At 70.5% G+C, this 16724-nt stretch carries 15 protein-coding genes; 9 read left to right on the plus strand and 6 right to left on the minus strand.

All coding sequences use genetic code 11. From position 1 onward, the window contains the following. Positions 1 to 13 precede the first annotated feature (13 nt). Complete coding sequence (locus tag ADK54_RS36105) at positions 14 to 1564, minus strand: tryptophan halogenase family protein (RefSeq protein WP_078966878.1); 1551 nt, start codon at positions 1562 to 1564, stop codon at positions 14 to 16. 300 nt (positions 1565 to 1864) lie between these two features. Between ADK54_RS36105 and sbnB the strand changes: the two genes are divergently transcribed. From sbnB to ADK54_RS36150, 9 genes are all read left to right on the plus strand, one after another. After that, positions 1865 to 2926: a 2,3-diaminopropionate biosynthesis protein SbnB gene (gene sbnB / locus ADK54_RS36110; RefSeq protein WP_053730023.1), complete on the plus strand. Its 1062-nt coding sequence runs from the start codon at positions 1865 to 1867 to the stop codon at positions 2924 to 2926. 15 nt (positions 2927 to 2941) lie between these two features. Beyond that, positions 2942 to 3919: a 2,3-diaminopropionate biosynthesis protein SbnA gene (gene sbnA / locus ADK54_RS36115; RefSeq protein ID WP_053730024.1), complete on the plus strand. Its 978-nt coding sequence runs from the start codon at positions 2942 to 2944 to the stop codon at positions 3917 to 3919. A 222-nt stretch (positions 3920 to 4141) separates the two neighbouring features. After that, positions 4142 to 6379: an MMPL family transporter gene (locus tag ADK54_RS36120; protein ID WP_053730025.1), complete on the plus strand. Its 2238-nt coding sequence runs from the start codon at positions 4142 to 4144 to the stop codon at positions 6377 to 6379. Positions 6380 to 6609: 230 nt separating this feature from the next. Then, positions 6610 to 7500, plus strand: a complete 891-nt coding sequence (locus ADK54_RS36125; protein WP_053730026.1) for a hypothetical protein — start codon at positions 6610 to 6612, stop codon at positions 7498 to 7500. After that, the gene (locus ADK54_RS36130; protein ID WP_053730027.1) at positions 7497 to 8021 is read left to right on the plus strand and encodes a hypothetical protein; all 525 of its coding nucleotides are present in this window, start codon (positions 7497 to 7499) and stop codon (positions 8019 to 8021) included. Before ADK54_RS36125 ends, ADK54_RS36130 begins: the two co-directional genes overlap by 4 nt. Positions 8022 to 8034: 13 nt before the next feature. Next, positions 8035 to 9810 carry a fatty acyl-AMP ligase gene (locus ADK54_RS36135; protein ID WP_078966879.1) on the plus strand — a complete coding sequence of 592 codons (1776 nt, stop codon included), beginning with the start codon at positions 8035 to 8037 and terminating at the stop codon, positions 9808 to 9810. Further along, on the plus strand, positions 9807 to 10103 hold the full coding sequence (locus tag ADK54_RS36140) for an acyl carrier protein (RefSeq protein WP_053730029.1): 297 nt from the start codon (positions 9807 to 9809) through the stop codon (positions 10101 to 10103). The genes ADK54_RS36135 and ADK54_RS36140 overlap by 4 nt, the downstream gene beginning before the upstream one ends. After that, positions 10100 to 10795, plus strand: coding sequence for a 4'-phosphopantetheinyl transferase family protein (locus tag ADK54_RS36145; RefSeq protein ID WP_053730030.1), 696 nt, complete (start codon positions 10100 to 10102; stop codon positions 10793 to 10795). The genes ADK54_RS36140 and ADK54_RS36145 overlap by 4 nt, the downstream gene beginning before the upstream one ends. A gap of 64 nt (positions 10796 to 10859) precedes the next feature. Next, the gene (locus tag ADK54_RS36150; protein WP_053730031.1) at positions 10860 to 11222 is read left to right on the plus strand and encodes an ArsR/SmtB family transcription factor; all 363 of its coding nucleotides are present in this window, start codon (positions 10860 to 10862) and stop codon (positions 11220 to 11222) included. Here ADK54_RS36150 and ADK54_RS48415 read toward each other — a convergent pair. From ADK54_RS48415 to ADK54_RS36175, 5 genes are all read right to left on the minus strand, one after another. Then, entirely contained in the window at positions 11219 to 14161 is a 2943-nt protein-coding gene (locus tag ADK54_RS48415) for a trypsin-like peptidase domain-containing protein (protein ID WP_053730032.1), read from the minus strand. The two genes, ADK54_RS36150 and ADK54_RS48415, sit on opposite strands and share 4 nt — an antisense overlap. Next, entirely contained in the window at positions 14151 to 14498 is a 348-nt protein-coding gene (locus ADK54_RS36160; protein ID WP_053730053.1) for a trypco2 family protein, read from the minus strand. The genes ADK54_RS48415 and ADK54_RS36160 overlap by 11 nt, the downstream gene beginning before the upstream one ends. A 64-nt stretch (positions 14499 to 14562) precedes the next feature. Then, on the minus strand, positions 14563 to 15243 hold the full coding sequence (locus ADK54_RS36165) for a RibD family protein (protein WP_053730033.1): 681 nt from the start codon (positions 15241 to 15243) through the stop codon (positions 14563 to 14565). Between the two features lie 2 nt (positions 15244 to 15245). Continuing rightward, positions 15246 to 15644, minus strand: a complete 399-nt coding sequence (locus tag ADK54_RS36170; protein ID WP_053730034.1) for a 6-pyruvoyl trahydropterin synthase family protein — start codon at positions 15642 to 15644, stop codon at positions 15246 to 15248. Between the two features lie 166 nt (positions 15645 to 15810). Continuing rightward, positions 15811 to 16724, minus strand: a 914-nt coding sequence (locus ADK54_RS36175; RefSeq protein ID WP_053730054.1) for a zinc-dependent alcohol dehydrogenase, incomplete at its 5' end; no start/stop codon positions are given.

Below are 16724 nucleotides of genomic sequence, written 5' to 3' on the forward strand. Positions count from 1 at the left end.
CCCCGTCGCCCGCTCAGTGGTGCTGGGCGAAGTACTCGTAGGCCTTGGGCAGCGTCTCGGTCAACCGCCGGGTCTTGTCGCGGATCGCCGCGAACTCCCGCTCGGCGGCGGAGGGATCGGACAGTGCGAGCGCGGGCGACGGCTTCATCTCGATTCCGCCCATACCGAGCAGAACGCACATGTACGAGTAGGCGGGAAGCCCGTGGTAATAGGGGAAGATGCTCTCGGAGTCGGGAACCTGGGTCTTCCACATCTCCAGGCGCTCGGCGAGCGAGTCGGGAATGGCCCGGGTCTTGGTGTCGCGCCAGTACTGGGTGTCCTGCCGCTTGGCCGCGACGTAGTGCAGGACCAGGAATTCGCGGATTCCGTCCATGACGTGGGCGATGGACCGGTTGTAGAGGACGCGCTGGTTGGGGTTCCAGTCCTCGTTCGGGAAGTTCTTCGCGATCTGCTCGATGGCGTGGTGAATGAAGAAGATTCCGGTGGATTCGAGCGGCTCGACGAATCCGCTGGAAAGTCCCACGGCCACGCAGTTGTTGACCCACGAATTGCGGCTGCGACCGATCCGCATCTTGATGTGGTTCGCGCTGACGTCGGCCGCCGCGGGGCCGACGAACTCGCGCAGGGTGCGCTCGGCGTCCTCGGGCGAGAGGTAGTCCTTGGCGTAGACGTAGCCGGTGCCGACCCGGCCCATCAGCGGAATCGTCCAGATCCAGCCGGCGTCCTGCGCGGTGGCGGTGGTGCAGGGCATGATGCCGCGCTTCTCCATGTCCATCGGGACCTGGAGGGCGACCGCGCTGTCGTTGGGCAGCGTGTCCGCGTAGGAGATGAACGGCTCGTCGAGCGCCTTGTTGATGAGCAGCGCGCGGAATCCGGTGCAGTCGATGTACAGGTCGCCGCTGATGTCGCCGTGCTCGGCGGTGGTGACGCCGCTGATCCAGCCGCGGTCGTCCAGGTTGACCTGCTTCACGTCGTCGATGATGTGCTTGACGCCGCGTTCCACCGAGTACTTCGTCAGGTACTTGGCGAGCAGCGCGGCCTCGAACTGGTAGGCGTAGGGGAACTGGGTCTTCCCCTGGTGCTCGGACATCGTCAGGCCCTGCATCTCGTCCGCGCCCTCGTCGAAGGGCTGGTCGATGAGCGTGCCGTCGAGGCGGCGCGGGCTGAGCCCGGCGTCGATGACCGAGGCCATGACGAAGCAGTCCTTGTCGAACCGGTCCGTCGGCCCCTGCTGGAGCCACCAGTCGGTCAGCGGGAAGCCGTTGACCGAGCGCATCTGCTCGAAGGGGTGGTAGAAGTAGTGGCCCTTCTCGCGCCAGTTCTCGAACCGCACGGCGAGCTTGTACGTGGCGTTGCAGGCCGGCATCCAGTCCTTCTCCTTGAGTCCGAGGAACTCGAAGAAGTGCCGGATGTCGCTGAAGGTGGCCTCGCCCACGCCGACCGCGCCGACGTGCCCGGACTCCACGAGGGTCACGTTTATTCGGTCTCCGAACGCGGCCTTGAGGTACGAGGCCGTCATCCAACCGGCTGTGCCGCCACCCACGATCACGACTTTGTTGAGCACTGGTGACTCCTGTTCGGTAGCTCCACGAGTTTCGCCAGTGGCTCCGGCCCATTGTCTGAAACTGGTCGGGTGGCGCCACCGAGAAAGGACACTAGGCGGCGGTCAAATCGGCGCACAGATCATTAAGCGATGGCCGAAAGGCGCAGGTGGGGCTGACCGGACGGCCAGTTGGCGCCCGTTTCGGCCGGTTCTGCGGGCATCCAATGGGGCGTCAGCCCACTGTCAGCGCCGCCAAGGAGCATGAAACGCGGGGTTACCGGGTGGGAATCGCTCCGCCCGCCCGCTGCAATGGAGATTTGGATGACAAAGGAAGAACTTGTTCCGCCGTTCGCCGTGATCCCTGGCTCGCAGGTCCACCGCATTCTCACCGGCCATGAGCAACACACCATTGATCTGGTGGAGGCCGCATACCGGGTGCACGGCGAGGGCGACACGGTCAACCCACCGTCGTATTTCCTGCGCTTTCCGGACCGCCCCACCGCCCGGATCATCGCGCTGCCCGCTTCCATCGGCGGTGAGACCCGGGTCGACGGGCTGAAGTGGATCTCCAGTTTCCCGGAGAACGTGGCCGCGGGCATCCCCCGCGCCTCCGCGGTCCTGGTGCTCAACGACCACGACACGGGCTATCCGCTCGCGTGCCTGGAGAGCTCGATCATCAGCGCCGCGCGCACGGCGGCCTCCGCGGCGCTCGGCGCCGACTGGCTCTCGCGCGGACGCACCCGCCCGCGCAGGGTCGGCTTCATCGGTACGGGCTTCATCGCCCGGCACATCCACACCTACCTCGCGGGGGCCGGCTGGACCTTCGACGAGGTGGGCGTGCACGACCTGAACGCCGAGTACGCGGGCGGGTTCAGCTCGTACCTGGAAGGCGCCGGCGAGAGCGGCCGGATCACCGTGCACGACAGCGCCGAGGAGCTGATCCGCTCCTCGGACCTGGTGGTCTTCGCGACCGTGGCGGCGGCCCCGCACGTCCACGAGCCGGCCTGGTTCGCGCACAACCCGGTGGTCCTGAACGTCTCGCTGCGCGATCTGGCTCCCGAGATCCTGCTGGCCTCGGCGAACGTGGTCGACGACATCGAGCACTGCCTCAAGGCCGACACCTCGCCCCATCTGACCGAACAGCTCACCGGGTCACGGGAGTTCATCGACGGGACGCTCGCCGAGGTGATGGCGGGGAAGGTGGAGATCCCCACCGACCGCCCGGTGGTGTTCTCGCCGTTCGGCCTCGGGGTCCTGGACCTCGCGGTCGGCAAGTTCGTGTACGACCGGGTGCTCGACAGCGGCGAGCTCAACGTCATCGACGGCTTCTTCCACGAGGTGGACCGGTATGGGCGCGCAGGCGCGACCAGCAGCCGTGCCTGAGGAGAGGGGGCCCAAGTGCCGGTGATCTCCGTCCCGGAGGACTTCCACACGGAGGACCTCTACGTGGACCTGCGGTCCGTTCTGGACGCTCCGCTGTACCTGAAGTGCGAGGGCTTCAACTTCGCCGGGTCGATCAAGCTGAAGGCGGCGCGGGCGATGGTCGCCGACGCCGAGCGCAGGGGGCGCCTGACCCGGGACTCGATCATCGTCGAGTCCTCGTCGGGGAACCTCGGCGTCGCCCTGAGCATGATCGCGGCAAGCCGGGGCTACCAGTTCCTGTGCGTCACGGACACCCGCTGCAACCTGAACACCAGACGGTTGATGGAAGCGATGGGCGCCCAGGTGCACACCATCACCGAGCCCGACCCCGAGGGCGGTTTCCTCGGCGCCAGGCTCGACTACGTACGCAAGCTGTGCGCGTCCGACGGCCGACATCTGTGGCTCAACCAGTACGCCAACCCCTGCAACTGGCAGGCGCACTACCGCAGTACGGCGCCGGCCATCGCCGAACGCTTCCCGGATCTCGACGTCCTGTTCGTGGGCGCCGGCACCACCGGAACCCTGATGGGATGTGCCCGGTACTTCAAGGACTCGGGCCGTCCGGTCACCGTGGTCGCCGTCGACTCCGTCGGCTCGGTCACGTTCGGCTGTCCACCGGCGCCACGGATGATCCCGGGCCTGGGCTCCGGCGTGCGGCCACAGCTGCTCGACACGTCGTTCGTGGACGACGTGGTGCACGTACCGGAGATCGACACGATCCGGATCGCCCACCAACTGGCCGCCGGCGGCTTCCTGTTCGGCGGATCCACCGGCACGGTCATCTCCGGCGCGGTCGCCTGGCTCGCCGAGAACCGGGACGGCAGGCCGTGCACGGCGGTGGCGATCTCCCCGGATCTGGGCGAGCGCTACCTCGATTCGATCTACCAGAGCAACTGGGTGAGCGCCCTGTACGGGGCTCACGCGCTGGAGTACGACCCGGTCCGGGCGAGCTGATGCCCGGCCGGGCTCGCTCATGACGCACCGTCAAATTCCGTACGCCCAGAGGTTTTTGGCGGCCCCCGTCACCTTCCCCACAGGTGGCGGGGGCCGCTTCATGTCCACCGGGCACCTGAATCCGACCGCCTGCCGGATCGGGGTTGACGGTCCACAGCACCACATGTAATTCTCGACTTACACCCGTTGGGTAGAGGTGACTACCGTAAGGAGCTGGGTTCAGTGAAGAAACAGCCACTCACCGTGAAGGTGGCGAGCTGGAGTGCCCTGCACCCGGGACGGGCCATCCTCGGTTGGTTCGTCTTTGTCGCCCTCTGCCTGGTCATCGGCGGCGCGGTCGGCACAGTGGACGCCGGTGACAAGGACTACTGGGTGGGCGAGGCCGGCCGCGCCGAGTCGATCGCCACCGAGGGCAACCTCCAGCACAAGTCCGCCGAGCGGATCATGATCACCGACAAGTCCGGTGCCGCGCCCGGCGCGAACGCCCGGAGCGCCGCCGCGGACGTCGCGGCCCGCATGAAGCAGCTGCCCGAGGTCGAGAACGTCGCCGCGCCGGTGCGCTCGGCCAACGGCAAGATGCTCATGGTCGAAGTGACCATGAAGGGCCTGCGACTTGAGGCCCAGAAGCACATCCAGCCGCTGCTCGACCAGACCGCCGAGGTCCAGAAGAAGAACCCCGACCTGCGCGTCGAGGAGTCCGGCGACGCCTCGGTCGAGATGGGCCTGGACAAGTCGCGCGACGACGACCTCTCCACCTCGGAGACGATCACCTTCCCGATCACCCTGATCACGCTGCTCGTCGTGTTCGGATCACTGATCATGGTCGGCGTGCCGCTGCTGCTCGCGGTCTCCTCGATCGGCGCCGCCATGGGCCTGTCCCAGCTGATCTCGCACCTGGTGCCGGACGCGGGTGTCGGCAAGAGCGTCATCCTGCTGATCGGCATGGCGGTCGGCGTCGACTACACGCTCTTCTACCTCAAGCGGGAGAGGGAGGAACGGGCCCACGCGAACGGCCGGCTCAGCCCCGAAGCACTGGTGGGGATCGCCGCCGCGACCTCGGGCCGGGCGATCGTCGTCTCCGGCCTGGCGGTCGCCCTCTCCACCGCCACCCTCTTCCTCGCCACCGACATCGTCTTCACCTCGCTCGCCGTCGCCACCATCGTGGTCGTCCTGGTCGCCGTGCTCAGCTCGATGACCGCGCTGCCCGCGCTCCTGGTCCTGATCGGCCGGCGCCTGGACCGCAAGGCCGCCAAGGCGGTGGCGCGCGGCAAGCGGGTCAAGCGGCACAAGTCCGAGGAGACCGGCCGGGTGTGGACGGCGCTCCTGAAGCCCGCCAAGAACCGCCCGGTGGCCACCCTGCTGATCTCGGTGCTCGTGATGTTCGGCCTCGCGGTCCCCGCGTTCGGCATGCACCTGCGGGTCCTGAACCTGGCCACCCAGTCCCGGGCCATCCCGGAGCTGAAGATGTACGACCGCCTCAACGACGCCTTCCCCGACCTGCTGGCCGAGCACTGGGTGATGGTGCGCGACAACGACCCCGGCGAGAAGACCGAGGTGCAGTCGGCCCTGAAGGACCTGGCCGCCAAGGCCCAGGCCGACCCGATGTTCTCCAAGAAGCCGCCCAAACTGCAGACCACGCCGGACGGCCGGATCAGCGTCATGACCCTGTCCGTCCCCTTCAACCTCAGCTCGCCGCAAGCACATGACTCACTGACGGAACTGCGCGAGAAATTCCTCCCGGAGACGCTCGGGAAGGTGAAGGGCGCCGAGTTCGCGGTGAGCGGCCCCGTCGCCCAGGACGCCGACTATCTCGCCCACCAGAACGACAAGCTGCCCATCGTCGTCGGGTTCCTGCTCCTGCTGACCTTCGTCCTGACCCTGTTCGTCTTCGGCTCGGCGACCATCGCCGCGCTCGGCGTACTGCTGAACCTGCTGTCCGTCGGAGCATCGTTCGGGCTCGTGGTCGTCTTCTTCCAATGGGGCCTGGCCTCGACGGTGTTCGGCTTCGAACCCAGCGCCACCCACGCGATCGGCTCCCGCGTACCGCTCTTCCTCTTCGTGATCCTGTTCGGCCTCTCGATGGACTACCAGGTCTTCGTCGTCAGCCGGATCAAGGAGGCGGCGCTGAAGGGAGTGCCCACCCGGCAGGCGGTGATCGACGGGATCGGCCACTCGGCCAAGGTGGTCACCAGCGCGGCGGTCGTGATGGTGACGGTGTTCGCGAGCTTCATGTTCCTGCACCTGGCGGAGATGAAGCAGATCGGCTTCAGCCTGGCGGTGGCGGTCCTCCTGGACGCCTTCATCATCCGGGTCATGATCCTGCCCTCGGTCCTGATGCTGCTCGGCAACGCGAGCTGGTGGCCGTCCCGCAAGATGCGCCGCGCCCAGCAGCACGCGGTGCCGACCCCGGCGGCCGACGCGCCGCCGCCCTACTACCCGGCGGCGCACAGCCACCGCTAGTCGTGGTGCACAGCCACCGCTAGCCACCGGGTCCCAGACGGACGCCGGACCGGACATCCCCCGCCGGTCCGGCGTCTGACGTCTCCCCTCCCCGGGCCCCTCCCCCGTCCCTCCCGGGGAGGCCGGCCGACCGTCAGCTCGCTGTCAGTGGCCGACGCAACCATCGTCACGGGGTCGCCGCCACAGGGGCGATCCGCCGCCACGATCAGTGAGCCGATGCGGAGGCCGGGATGAGCGTGATCAGCGCCGAGGGATCGGCGGCGACCGTCGAGCGGTCGCTCCGAGGGATCGAGGACCTCGTCCTGGACGAGGTCCTCGTCTCGTTTCCGTACAACAGCGGGTCCCAGCTGCACGAGTACTTCGGCACGGGCCGCGTGCCGCGCGCGTTCGGCGGGTCCTGCGTCTGGCAGTCCTTCGAGACCGGGTGCCTGGTGTCGGACATGGCCGGCCGGAGCGTGACGTACCGGATCGACGGCCGCCACGTCGCAGTGGTCCACCGCCACGCCGACGGCATCACCGTGCTCGATCCGTACCTCCTGCACGTCCACCCCCTGCGCCTCGACCGGGCTGACGCGCGGGCCGGCGTGGTCGACCTTGCGGCCGACGCCTATCCGTACCGGGCCCGCGCCGACGGCTCCCCCGCACCGAGCGGCGTGCGCGTGCGGTGGCGGCTCGACGACGACTCGATCCGCCTCAACTACCTCCGCTTCAGCCCCCGTCGGGGCCACAACGTCATTTCGCGCTCGTTCCTGCTGCGCACCGACCGGCTCCTCACCACCGTGCCGCCGGCCCCCGACTGGATACGCCCACGATTGCTGCACCCGGAACAGCACAGCGTGTCGGTGCGGGTGCTCCATCCGACGTCGCGACGGCTCGCCGAGCTCGTACTCCCCTTGGCCGCACCAGATTTGACGACCAATCAGCTCATCAGCAAGAACAACCAGGGCGAGGTGTCCCGCCACGGCACGGCGGGGTTCGGCCGCGACAGCGAACTGGTCGCGGACGCCATCTCCGTACACCCCACCGATGTGTACGAGTTCCTCCTGGAGGCGGCCGCGCTGCACCGGGCGGCCGCGCCCGCCGGGCTCGAACTGGCCGACTACTGCCTGGAGGACGAATGACCACCGCGCCCGCCGCCCCCTCCTTCTTCCTCGCGGGCACCATGCAGGGCGCCAGGACCGGCTCCAACCTGGTCGACCAGTCCTACCGCGCGGCGCTGACCTCGACGATCCTCGATGGCCGGCCGGACGCCGTCATCCACGACCCCGGGGCACTGATGGCCCAGTGGGAGGCGGAGTGCCAGGGGGACGTGCGCGCCGCCCACGCCGCGCTCAGCGAACTCCCGGCCGTCCACCGCAGCGAGCTGGCCCCCGAACTCCTCGCGCTCACCGAGATGTTCCACCACCTGACCCGCCTCGCCGCGACCAGCGACGTCTGCGTGGCCTGGCTGCCCGGCCACGAGCCGAGCATGGGGACGGCCGCCGAGATGCTGTCCGCGTACCGGGCGGGCCGCACCGTCGTGTCCATCACCGCCATGTGCCAGAACCTCGCGGTCCTCGCCTGCTCGACGGTGATCCTGCCGAACCTGCCCGCATTCCGGGAGTGGCTCGCCCGGGACGTACGCCCGAGCCGCGTGAACTGAGAGGAGCGAGACCGTGGCCCTTGTGACCAGTTTGGCCCTTCCCGCGTTTCCCACCCGACTGCCGGACCCGGCAACCGTCGTGGAGGCCCTGCTGCTCCGCGCCTCGGGGCCGGACGCGGCCCGGCCCGTGTTCACCGCCCTCGGCCAACGGGGCGAGCGGCTCGGGCAGCTGACCGCGGCCGAACTCCTGGGCCGGGTCCGCGCCACGGCCGCCGCGCTGGGAAAGGTGGGCGGCCCCGGCGACCGGGTCGTCGTCCCGGCACTGCCCGGCCTCGACTTCCCCGTCGGCTTCCTGGCCTGCCTGTACGCCGGGCGGATCGCGGTACCCGTACCGCCGTTGCGCACGGGCACGGGCACGACCGGCCGCGCGGACCGGCTCGCGGTGATCCGAGAGGACTGCGACCCGGTCGCGGTCCTGGTGTCGACGCCTCAGGAGTCCCTCCAGGGCCGGCCAGGACCGGCCGTGATCACGGTGTCGCGGTCATCGACCGACGAGGACGTACCGCCCGCCCCCTGCGCACTCGACGCGCAGGCGGTCGCCCTCCTCCAGTACACCTCCGGCTCGACGAGCGACCCCCGGGGAGTGGTCGTCCGGCACGGCAATCTGGTGGCCAACCAGGTGGCGCTGCGCGACCGCTGCGAGCTCGACTCCGGTACGACGGTGGTGAGTTGGCTGCCGTTCTTCCACGACATGGGGCTGTGCACGGGCGTGGTCCTGCCGCTCGTGTCGGGGGCGGCGGCCGTCACGATGGAGCCCTCGACGTTCGTCCGGGATCCGATGGTGTGGCTGCGCGCGATCGAGGCCGAGGAGGACGTCTTCGCCGCCGCGCCGGACTTCGCGTACGAGCTGTGTGTGCGGCGGATTCCGGCTCAGGAGCGGCGCCGGGTCGACCTGTCCACGTGGCGGGTGGCCGCGAACGGGGCGGAGCCGGTGCGGGCGGACACCCTACGCAGGTTCGCGGACGCGTTTCGCCCCTCCTTCTTCCGTCCGGAGGTGTTCTCGCCGGGGTACGGCCTCGCGGAGTGCACCCTGAGCGTGACGCTCGGCCGCCCGTTGTACGACTCCCCCGTCCGCCGCTACGACCGGGACGCGCTGGCCCGGGGCACGGCCATACCGGCCGCGTCGCCGGACAGCGCGGTCGAGCTGGTCGGCTGCGGCACGCCGCTGCCCGGGGTGCGGATCCGCATCGTCGACGCGGCGACGCACCGCGTGCTGCCCGCGGGTGCGGTGGGCGAGATCTGGGTGTCGGGTCCTGGGAACTGCCAGGGGTACTGGGGCCGGGACGCGGAGTCGGCGCAGGTGTTCGGGGCGCGTCTGGAAGGCCGGTCGTACGTACGCACCGGGGATCTGGGCTGCCTGGACGACGGCGAACTGTTCATCACGGGCCGCCTCAAAGACGTCCTGGTGGTGGGCGGTGAGAACTACTTCCCGCAGGACATCGAGGCGGTGGCCGGCGCCGCGCACGAGGCCTTCACGCACCAGCGGGCAGCGGCGTGGCCGCTGGACGAGTCGGCGCCGGGCGTCGCGGTGGTGGTCGAGACGACCGAGCGGGACCCGGAGGTGCTCGCCCGCGCGGTACGGGCCGCGGGCATCGCGGTCGCCAGGGCGCTGCCCGCCCCGGTGAGCGTCTTCGCGGTGGCCCGCAACCAGGTACCCCGCACGACCAGCGGCAAGACCCGCCGCCGGGACTGCGCGAAGGAAGTCCGGGCGGGCCGGCTGCCGCTGCTGGCCCAGTGGTCGAGCGCACCCGGCGCACCCGTCCGCGAAGAGAGGAAACACTCGGCATGAGCGAGCAAGGGACCGTATCGGTGACGGTGACGGAGCGACAGGTGGCGGACCAGCTGTCCCAACTCCTGGCGGAACTGCTCGACTTGGAGCTCGACCTGATCGACCGCGACGTACCGCTCAGCGCCTACGGAATCGACTCGATGACCAGCACCTGGCTGACGAGCGAGCTGGGTGACCGCTGCGGGGTGGTGATCGACAGGGCGGTACTGCTCGACAGGCCGAGCGTGGCGGAGGTGGCGCAGGACGTGGTGGCAGCCTTGCGCGGGGCCGGGCAGGACCCGGCCGCCTCTTGATCGAGAAGCTGCTCCCGCTCTCGGCCGCCGCATCGGAACAGTTCGGCGACACTCCGGACGGGGAGGGCCTCTTCCCGCAGGAGCGGGCGTTGCTGGCGGGGGTGGGCGCGGGCCGCCGCCGGGAGTTCACGACGGTGCGGCACTGCGCCCGCCTGGCCCTGAAGGAACTGGGCGTGCCCCCGGCCCCCCTCCTGCCCGACGAGGGGGGCGCCCCGGGCTGGCCGACGGGGATCGTGGGCAGCATGACCCACTGCCGCGGCTACCGCGCGGCGGTGGTCGCCCACCGCACCGCCGTACGGGCCCTGGGCATAGACGCGGAACCGCACCGCCCGCTGAGGGAGGGCGTAGTGAGCGCGGTGGCCCGCCCGGAGGAGCGGGCCGCCCTCGCGGGCCTGGGCGGAACGGTCTGCTGGGACCGCCTGCTCTTCTCCGCGAAGGAGGCGGCGTTCAAGGCGTGGTCCCCGGGCGCCCGAGCGGGCGGCATCCGACCGAGGAGCCTGCACGACATCAGGGTGACCCTGCACCCGGCCGACGGCACCTTCCGGGCGGAGATCCTCCCCGACCACCCGGAAGCCACCTGCCTTGAGGGCCACTGGCTGGCATCGCCAGACCTCCTGCTGACCGCGGTATCAGTACCCGCCTCCCGTACTGCCGCCCTCGCCGGCTCCCTGTCGGCCGGTACGAACGTTTGACAGCCGTTCATGCCATGGGAAAGTCTCGGCCTACAGGTTTCCGGGATTTTGCTAGAGGTGGGCCATGACCAGCGAGGAGCTTCTGGCGGTACTTGCCGCGGTCGGCCACGCCCAGCGACTGAGGGTGGTGGCCGAACTCTCCGAGGGCCGCATGTACGTCAGCGAACTGGCCCGCCGCCTCGGCATGTCCCGCCCCCTCCTCTACATGCACCTGGAACGCCTGGAAAAGGCCGGCCTGGTGATCGGCAGCCTGGAGCTGAGCGAGGACGGCAAGGCCCTGAAGTACTTCGAACTGGCCCCGTTCGACCTCCACGTGAACGTGGACACGATCCTGGCGGCTGTGGCGGAGGATGCGGCGGCGGGGGCCGGGGACCCTGAGCCCGCGACGGAAGCCGCCGAGGCGAAGCCGAAGAGGAAGCGCGCTTAAAGCCCGCCCGCCAGCCCCCGAGCCCGCTCCAACACCCACCCCGGCGAGACGACCTCCACGTTCCCGTCCAGCGCCGCCGCCGCACGACGCAGCGCTTCGGCCGCCGCCCCCGGTGCGTCGGGCAGCGACCGGGCCGCCGCTGCCAAGGCCCTGGCCGCTTCCGCCTGGGCGGCGCCCGCGATGTCCAGGGCGGCCGAGGCGCGGTCCGCCGTCGTGGCGCACTGGTCGTAGCGGGCGCCGCACCAGTACGCCCAGGCCAGGTTCAGCAGGCAGACGCCCTCCGCACGGGGGTTCTCCATCAGCGAGGCCTCGTGGCGGGCCTCCTCCAGGACCGACGCCGCCCGTGCCGGGTCGTCCAGGGCCAGGAGGGCGAGGCCCCGCGCGTTGAGGGCGTACGCGATCGCCTCCTGGCTGTCGGCGGCCCGGTAGGCGCGGGCCGTCTCCTCGCCCGCCTCGGCGGTCTCCTGCCAGCGGCCGAGCGTGAGGAGGGCGATCGTGCGCGCGTTGCCGGCCCGGGCGATCGTGAGCAAGTTGCCGTCGGCGGCGGCCAGTTCGGTCAGTCGAGTGGCTCCCGTCAGCGCGCTCTCGCCGTCCCCCAGGTAGCTGTGCGCGAGGCTGAGGGAGAGCAGCGCGTGCACCTCCCGCTCGGTGTCGCCGAGTTCGCGGGCCAACTCGGCTGCCCGGGTGAGGGGTTGGACGGTGGCTCTCTGGTCGCCGAGCTGGCGGTGGGTGTCGCCGAGCCCGAACAGTGCGTTCTGGAGCGCGGGCCGGTCGCCGAGGCGTTCGGCGAGGGCCGCCGCCTCGGTGAACAGTTCGGCCGCCTGCTCCATCGGGCCCGCGCTGAGCCGGGCGTGCCCGTAGGCGACGGCATGGGCGAGACGTACTCGCTCGTCGCGGATGCGGCCCTCGACGGCGAGGTGCATCGAGACCGCGGCGAGCACCGACCCGTGCCACACCAGCCACTCGCTGATCTCGCACAGCACCCGCGCGGCATCGTCGAAGTCCTCGGAGCGTACGAGGTGGTCGAACCGACGGCGCTGCGGCTCGATGTCCTCCAGCGTCCGCCAGGTGCCGCGCGGCCGGGCCCGGCGCCCGTACCAGGATGCGATCTCTCGTTCCACTGCCTGTCTCCTGTGAGGTCCGTCCTGCGGCATCCGTCCGTAGGCGATCTCCGCGTCCAGCGGGTGCAGGGCGAAGGTGCGGTGCGCCCGGTCCACGGAGACCAGGTGCATGCGGACGAGGGAGGTGAGGACCGCGGCCGCGGGCAGCCCCGCGTCGAGGCCGGCCAGGATCTCTTCGAGCGCGCCCTGCGCCACGGGCGTACGCAGCGCGGCGAGGACACCGAGGACCGCGTGCGCCCGTTCGTCCAGCCGTTTGTAGCGGTCCTGGGCGAGGTCGGCGACGACGTCGTGGCGCCGGGTGAAGTCCTTCAGCACGTCTTGCAGCCTTGGCAGGAGCACCGTGTCGTCGGCGAGCGCGCCGACGAGCAGTTCCAGCGCGCGCGGTACGCCGTGTACACGGACGACGGCTTGCAGCAGTTCGTCGTCGGACAGGTCCGCGATGCCGAGCGAGCCGTCCCGGTCGAGTTCGCGAAGGAGCGCCGCCGCCTCGGCGGGGCCAAGCCCCTCGGACAGTTCGACGTGCGCGGCGAAGCGCCGCAGTTCGGGCGCGAGGCGCACCGGTACCTGGCTGGTGACCAGGAGCCGCGGCGTCGATCGGGCCCGGAACAGCCAGTCCAGGATGGCTGCGAGTTCGTCGTCGGCGACGCTGCCGTCGTCGTCGAGCAGGTCCTCCAGGTTGTCCATGAGGATGACGATCAGCCGCTCGCCCATCGCCGTGAGCAGTTCGGCGAGCCGCTCCTGCGTGGTCCCGCCCGCGTTCCAGACCTCGCGCAACTCGGCGAGGCGCTCGGGCCCGAGCAGCCGGGCACAGTCGAAATAGAGGCGCTCCAGCGAAATCCCGGACGTACGGGTGGAGAGGTTGACCAGGCCGGACGGCAGCGGCCCTTGGGCGGTGCCCGGCCACACACCCCGGTCGAGCAGGTCCATGACCTTCGCGGCGAGCGCGCTCTTGCCGATGCCGCGCGGCCCGGTGATGACCACCATGCGGATCGCGGGATCGCTCAAGTGCCGCGCGATCGCGTCGCGTTCACTGGCCCGGTTCTTGAACAGCTCGATGCCGTACGCGACGGGGACGCCGACCACCCGCACGTCCCCGGGCGATTCCCCGGGCACGGCGAGAGGCAGGGGCTCGGGCAGCCCGAGCAGCCGGACGAGCTCCGCACGGTCCGCCGGGCCGAGCCCGTGCAGCGCGTGGTCCAGGCGGACGGCGGTGAGCCGACCCGGCCCCTCCGAGCGGTGGTGCTCGGCGACCACCCCGATGATGCGGCTGCCGGCCCACACCGCGGCGCCGGACATGCCGGCCCACGGAGACGTACCCGGGTCCGGGTCGGCGCCGGCCGGTGCGACGGTCACCTCCAGCGTGCCGGTGCGGAGGTTGGACAGCGCCGCGACGGTCCCGTCCGCCTGGTGCAGCTCGCGGAAGGACGTACGGTCGGAGCGGCTGCGGCGCTTCCACAGCGGGAACCCGAGGGCGTGCACGTCGATCACACCGTGCCGGTCGTCGGGGATCCGCCCGAACCGGACGGGCCCGACGGCCTCGGGCGCCGTCTCCGGTGGCACGACACTCAGCACGGCGAGGTCGGTATCCGTATCCGCCCAGGCAACAGCGGCCGGACCGGACCATTCACCCTCCCGGTCGGCATCGAACCGTACGACCACGCCGGTTGCGTCAACGACCACATGGGCGGCGGTGAGGACGGTGTCGGCGCGTATCCGGTAGCCGGAACCGCGTCGCCTGCCGCCGCCGGTCTCGACGATGATCTCGGCGATCCGGTGCGGGTCGAGCCCAGGCCCGTCGGCCGAGGGCTCAGCTCTCATCGAACAGCTCGGCGCCCGAGATCAGCGCGGGGCGCTCGGGCGCCTCGGCGCGCACCGGCTGGAGGGTGAGCTTGATCCGCTGGGTGGCCGTGTTCGCGGAGCGCGCGGAATGCTTGACGTCGAACACCCAGAACCGCACCTTGGCCCCCGGCTCCCGGCTCCGCTCGACCCCCACGGTGAGTTCGAGTTCGAGCGACTCGGCCTGGAACCGGATCCCTTCGCCGTCCCCGTCCGCCATGGCCCGGCTCAGCTCGCTCCGCAGCTGAGCGATCATGTCCGCCAGCTCCACCGCGTCGTCCACCCTCAGCCCCCGCCTCACCCGAAACCACCCGGCCATGTGCGCACCGAGCATACCTAGAGCTGGTCAACTGCACGCTGGGAAGGGTGACTTCGGCCGGTTTCTACGAGCGGACCTTCGGGGCGTAGCGCAGCAGGACGACATCGTCGATGGGCCGCGCTTCGAGGAGTTTCATCCGGGCCGTGGGGCCACCGGGATACGGCGCCGGGCCGAGGAACGCGGGCGCGCCGGCCTCTCCGACGAGCAACGGAGCGAGTACGAGATGAAGTTCGTCGACCAGATCCAGCGCGAGGAGCTGGGTGTGCACGTCCCCGCCCCCTTCCACGAGCAGTCGCCCCACCCCGCGCCGCCCGAGCTCGTCGAGCAGGCGCCCCCAGTCGAGCACGGCCCCGGCGCTGACGACATCGGCGAACGCCCCCAGGGTGCGGCGGGCCCGGCCCAGCGCACCGTCGAGGGTGAAGACGAGCTTTGCGCCTCCGCAGTGCCAGAAGGCGAGATCAGTACGGAGATCGGCGGACCGGGTGACGGTGACCTTGAGCGGATGCTCGGGCTTCCGGGCAGCGATGCGCCGAGCGCGAAGGGCCGAACTAGCAATCAGCAGCCGGGAGTTGTCCTTACGCAGGGTGTTGGCGCCGACGAGAATGGCGTCAGCGGCAGCGCGTTCACCATCGACCCGATCCAGGTCTCTCCGATTGGACAGTACGAGCCGATCGCGGGCGGTGTCGTCGAGGCGGCCGTCGACGGAGACGGCCGCCGACAGCACGACGTACGGGCGGGTGGCCACGGTCAGAGGGAGCGGTGGTAGTCGGCCCAGGCGATGTGCGATTCGTGCAGCCGCACACCGATCCCGGTCAGCCCGCGGGCGCCGTGGCCCAGCGCGCCGTCGTGGATGCGGACGGCAAGACGATCGGCGATGACCTTGGCGAGGAACTCGGTGGTGGTGTTGGTACCGGCGAAGTCGGGGTCGTCGTCGAGGTTCCGATAGGAAAGGCCGCCGACGATCTCACGCACCGCCTCCGCCGCGAGGCCCATGTCGATGACGAGGTTGTCGCCGTCCAACTCGGGCCGCTGAAAGGTCGCGTCGACGAGGTAGGTCGCTCCGTGCAACTTCTGCGCGGGCCCGAAGACTTCGCCGTGGAAGCTGTGGGCGACCATGAGGTGATCGCGGACGGTGACGCTGAACATGGCTTCTCCGAAGGGGGGGGTGAGGAATTGCTGAATTTGGGGGCAGGGGATCGCCCCGGCGGGGTCAACGGAAACGGAGGGGCGGAGCATCAGCCAGGGCGGGCCGCCGCCGACGGCGCCGCACTGCGCGTGGGCCTGCGCTCAGCCCAGGGGCTGCGGCTGGGGATCAGCGGGGGCCGTAGCGGATGCGATGGCAGAGCCCGGGCAGCCTGCCAGCGGCGATGCCGGCCATGACTCGCGGCAGTTCATCGAAATCGGACTCGCCGGTGATCAGATGATCGAAGACCGGGTCCCGCAGGAGGTCGAGCGCGAGTGAGAGCCGGTCGGCGGGGGTGTACCGCCCGCGCCGCTCCGGCGAGACGGAACCGACCTGGCTGCTGCGCAGCGAAAGCCGCCGGGAGTGGAAGAACTCCCCGAGCGGCAGGGTGACTTGCTGGTCCCCGTACCAACTCAGATCGACGACGTCCCCTTCGGGAGCGAGGAGCTCAAGGGACCGCCGGAGCCCGTCCTGGGTGGCGCTGGCATGAAAGACGAGGTCGCGGTCGCCGGTGGCCTGCGGGGGGAGGGCGAAGTCGACGCCGAGGGTGGCGGCGACTGACGCGCGGCTCGGGTCGACGTCGACGAGCTGGACCCGGACTCCGGGGAACCGGGCGAGAAGAGCGGCCACAGAGCATCCGACGAGGCCCGCCCCCACGACGGCGATCCGGTCGCCGATCCGGGGCGGGGCGTCCCAGAGCGCATTGAGCGCGGTCTCGACGACCCCGGCCAGCACGGCACGCTCGGCGGGCACGCCGTCGGGAACGGGCGTGACCGCGCCGACCGGGACGCGGAATCGGGTCTGATGCGGAAAGAGACTGAACACGGTCTGCCCGACAAGCTCCGCCGGCCCGGCCTCCACCCGGCCGACATTGAGATACCCGTACTTGACCGGCCCGGGAAAGTCGCCCTCTTGGAACGGCGCACGCATGGCCGCGTACTGACTGACGGGAACCCGCCCTTGAAAGACCAGCGACTCGGTACCGCGACTGACGCCCGAGTAGAGAGCCCGAACTACGACGTCACGACTGGGGGGCTGGGGGG

The sequence above is a fragment of the Streptomyces sp. WM6378 genome, assembly GCF_001279695.1.
GTDB lineage: Bacteria > Actinomycetota > Actinomycetes > Streptomycetales > Streptomycetaceae > Streptomyces.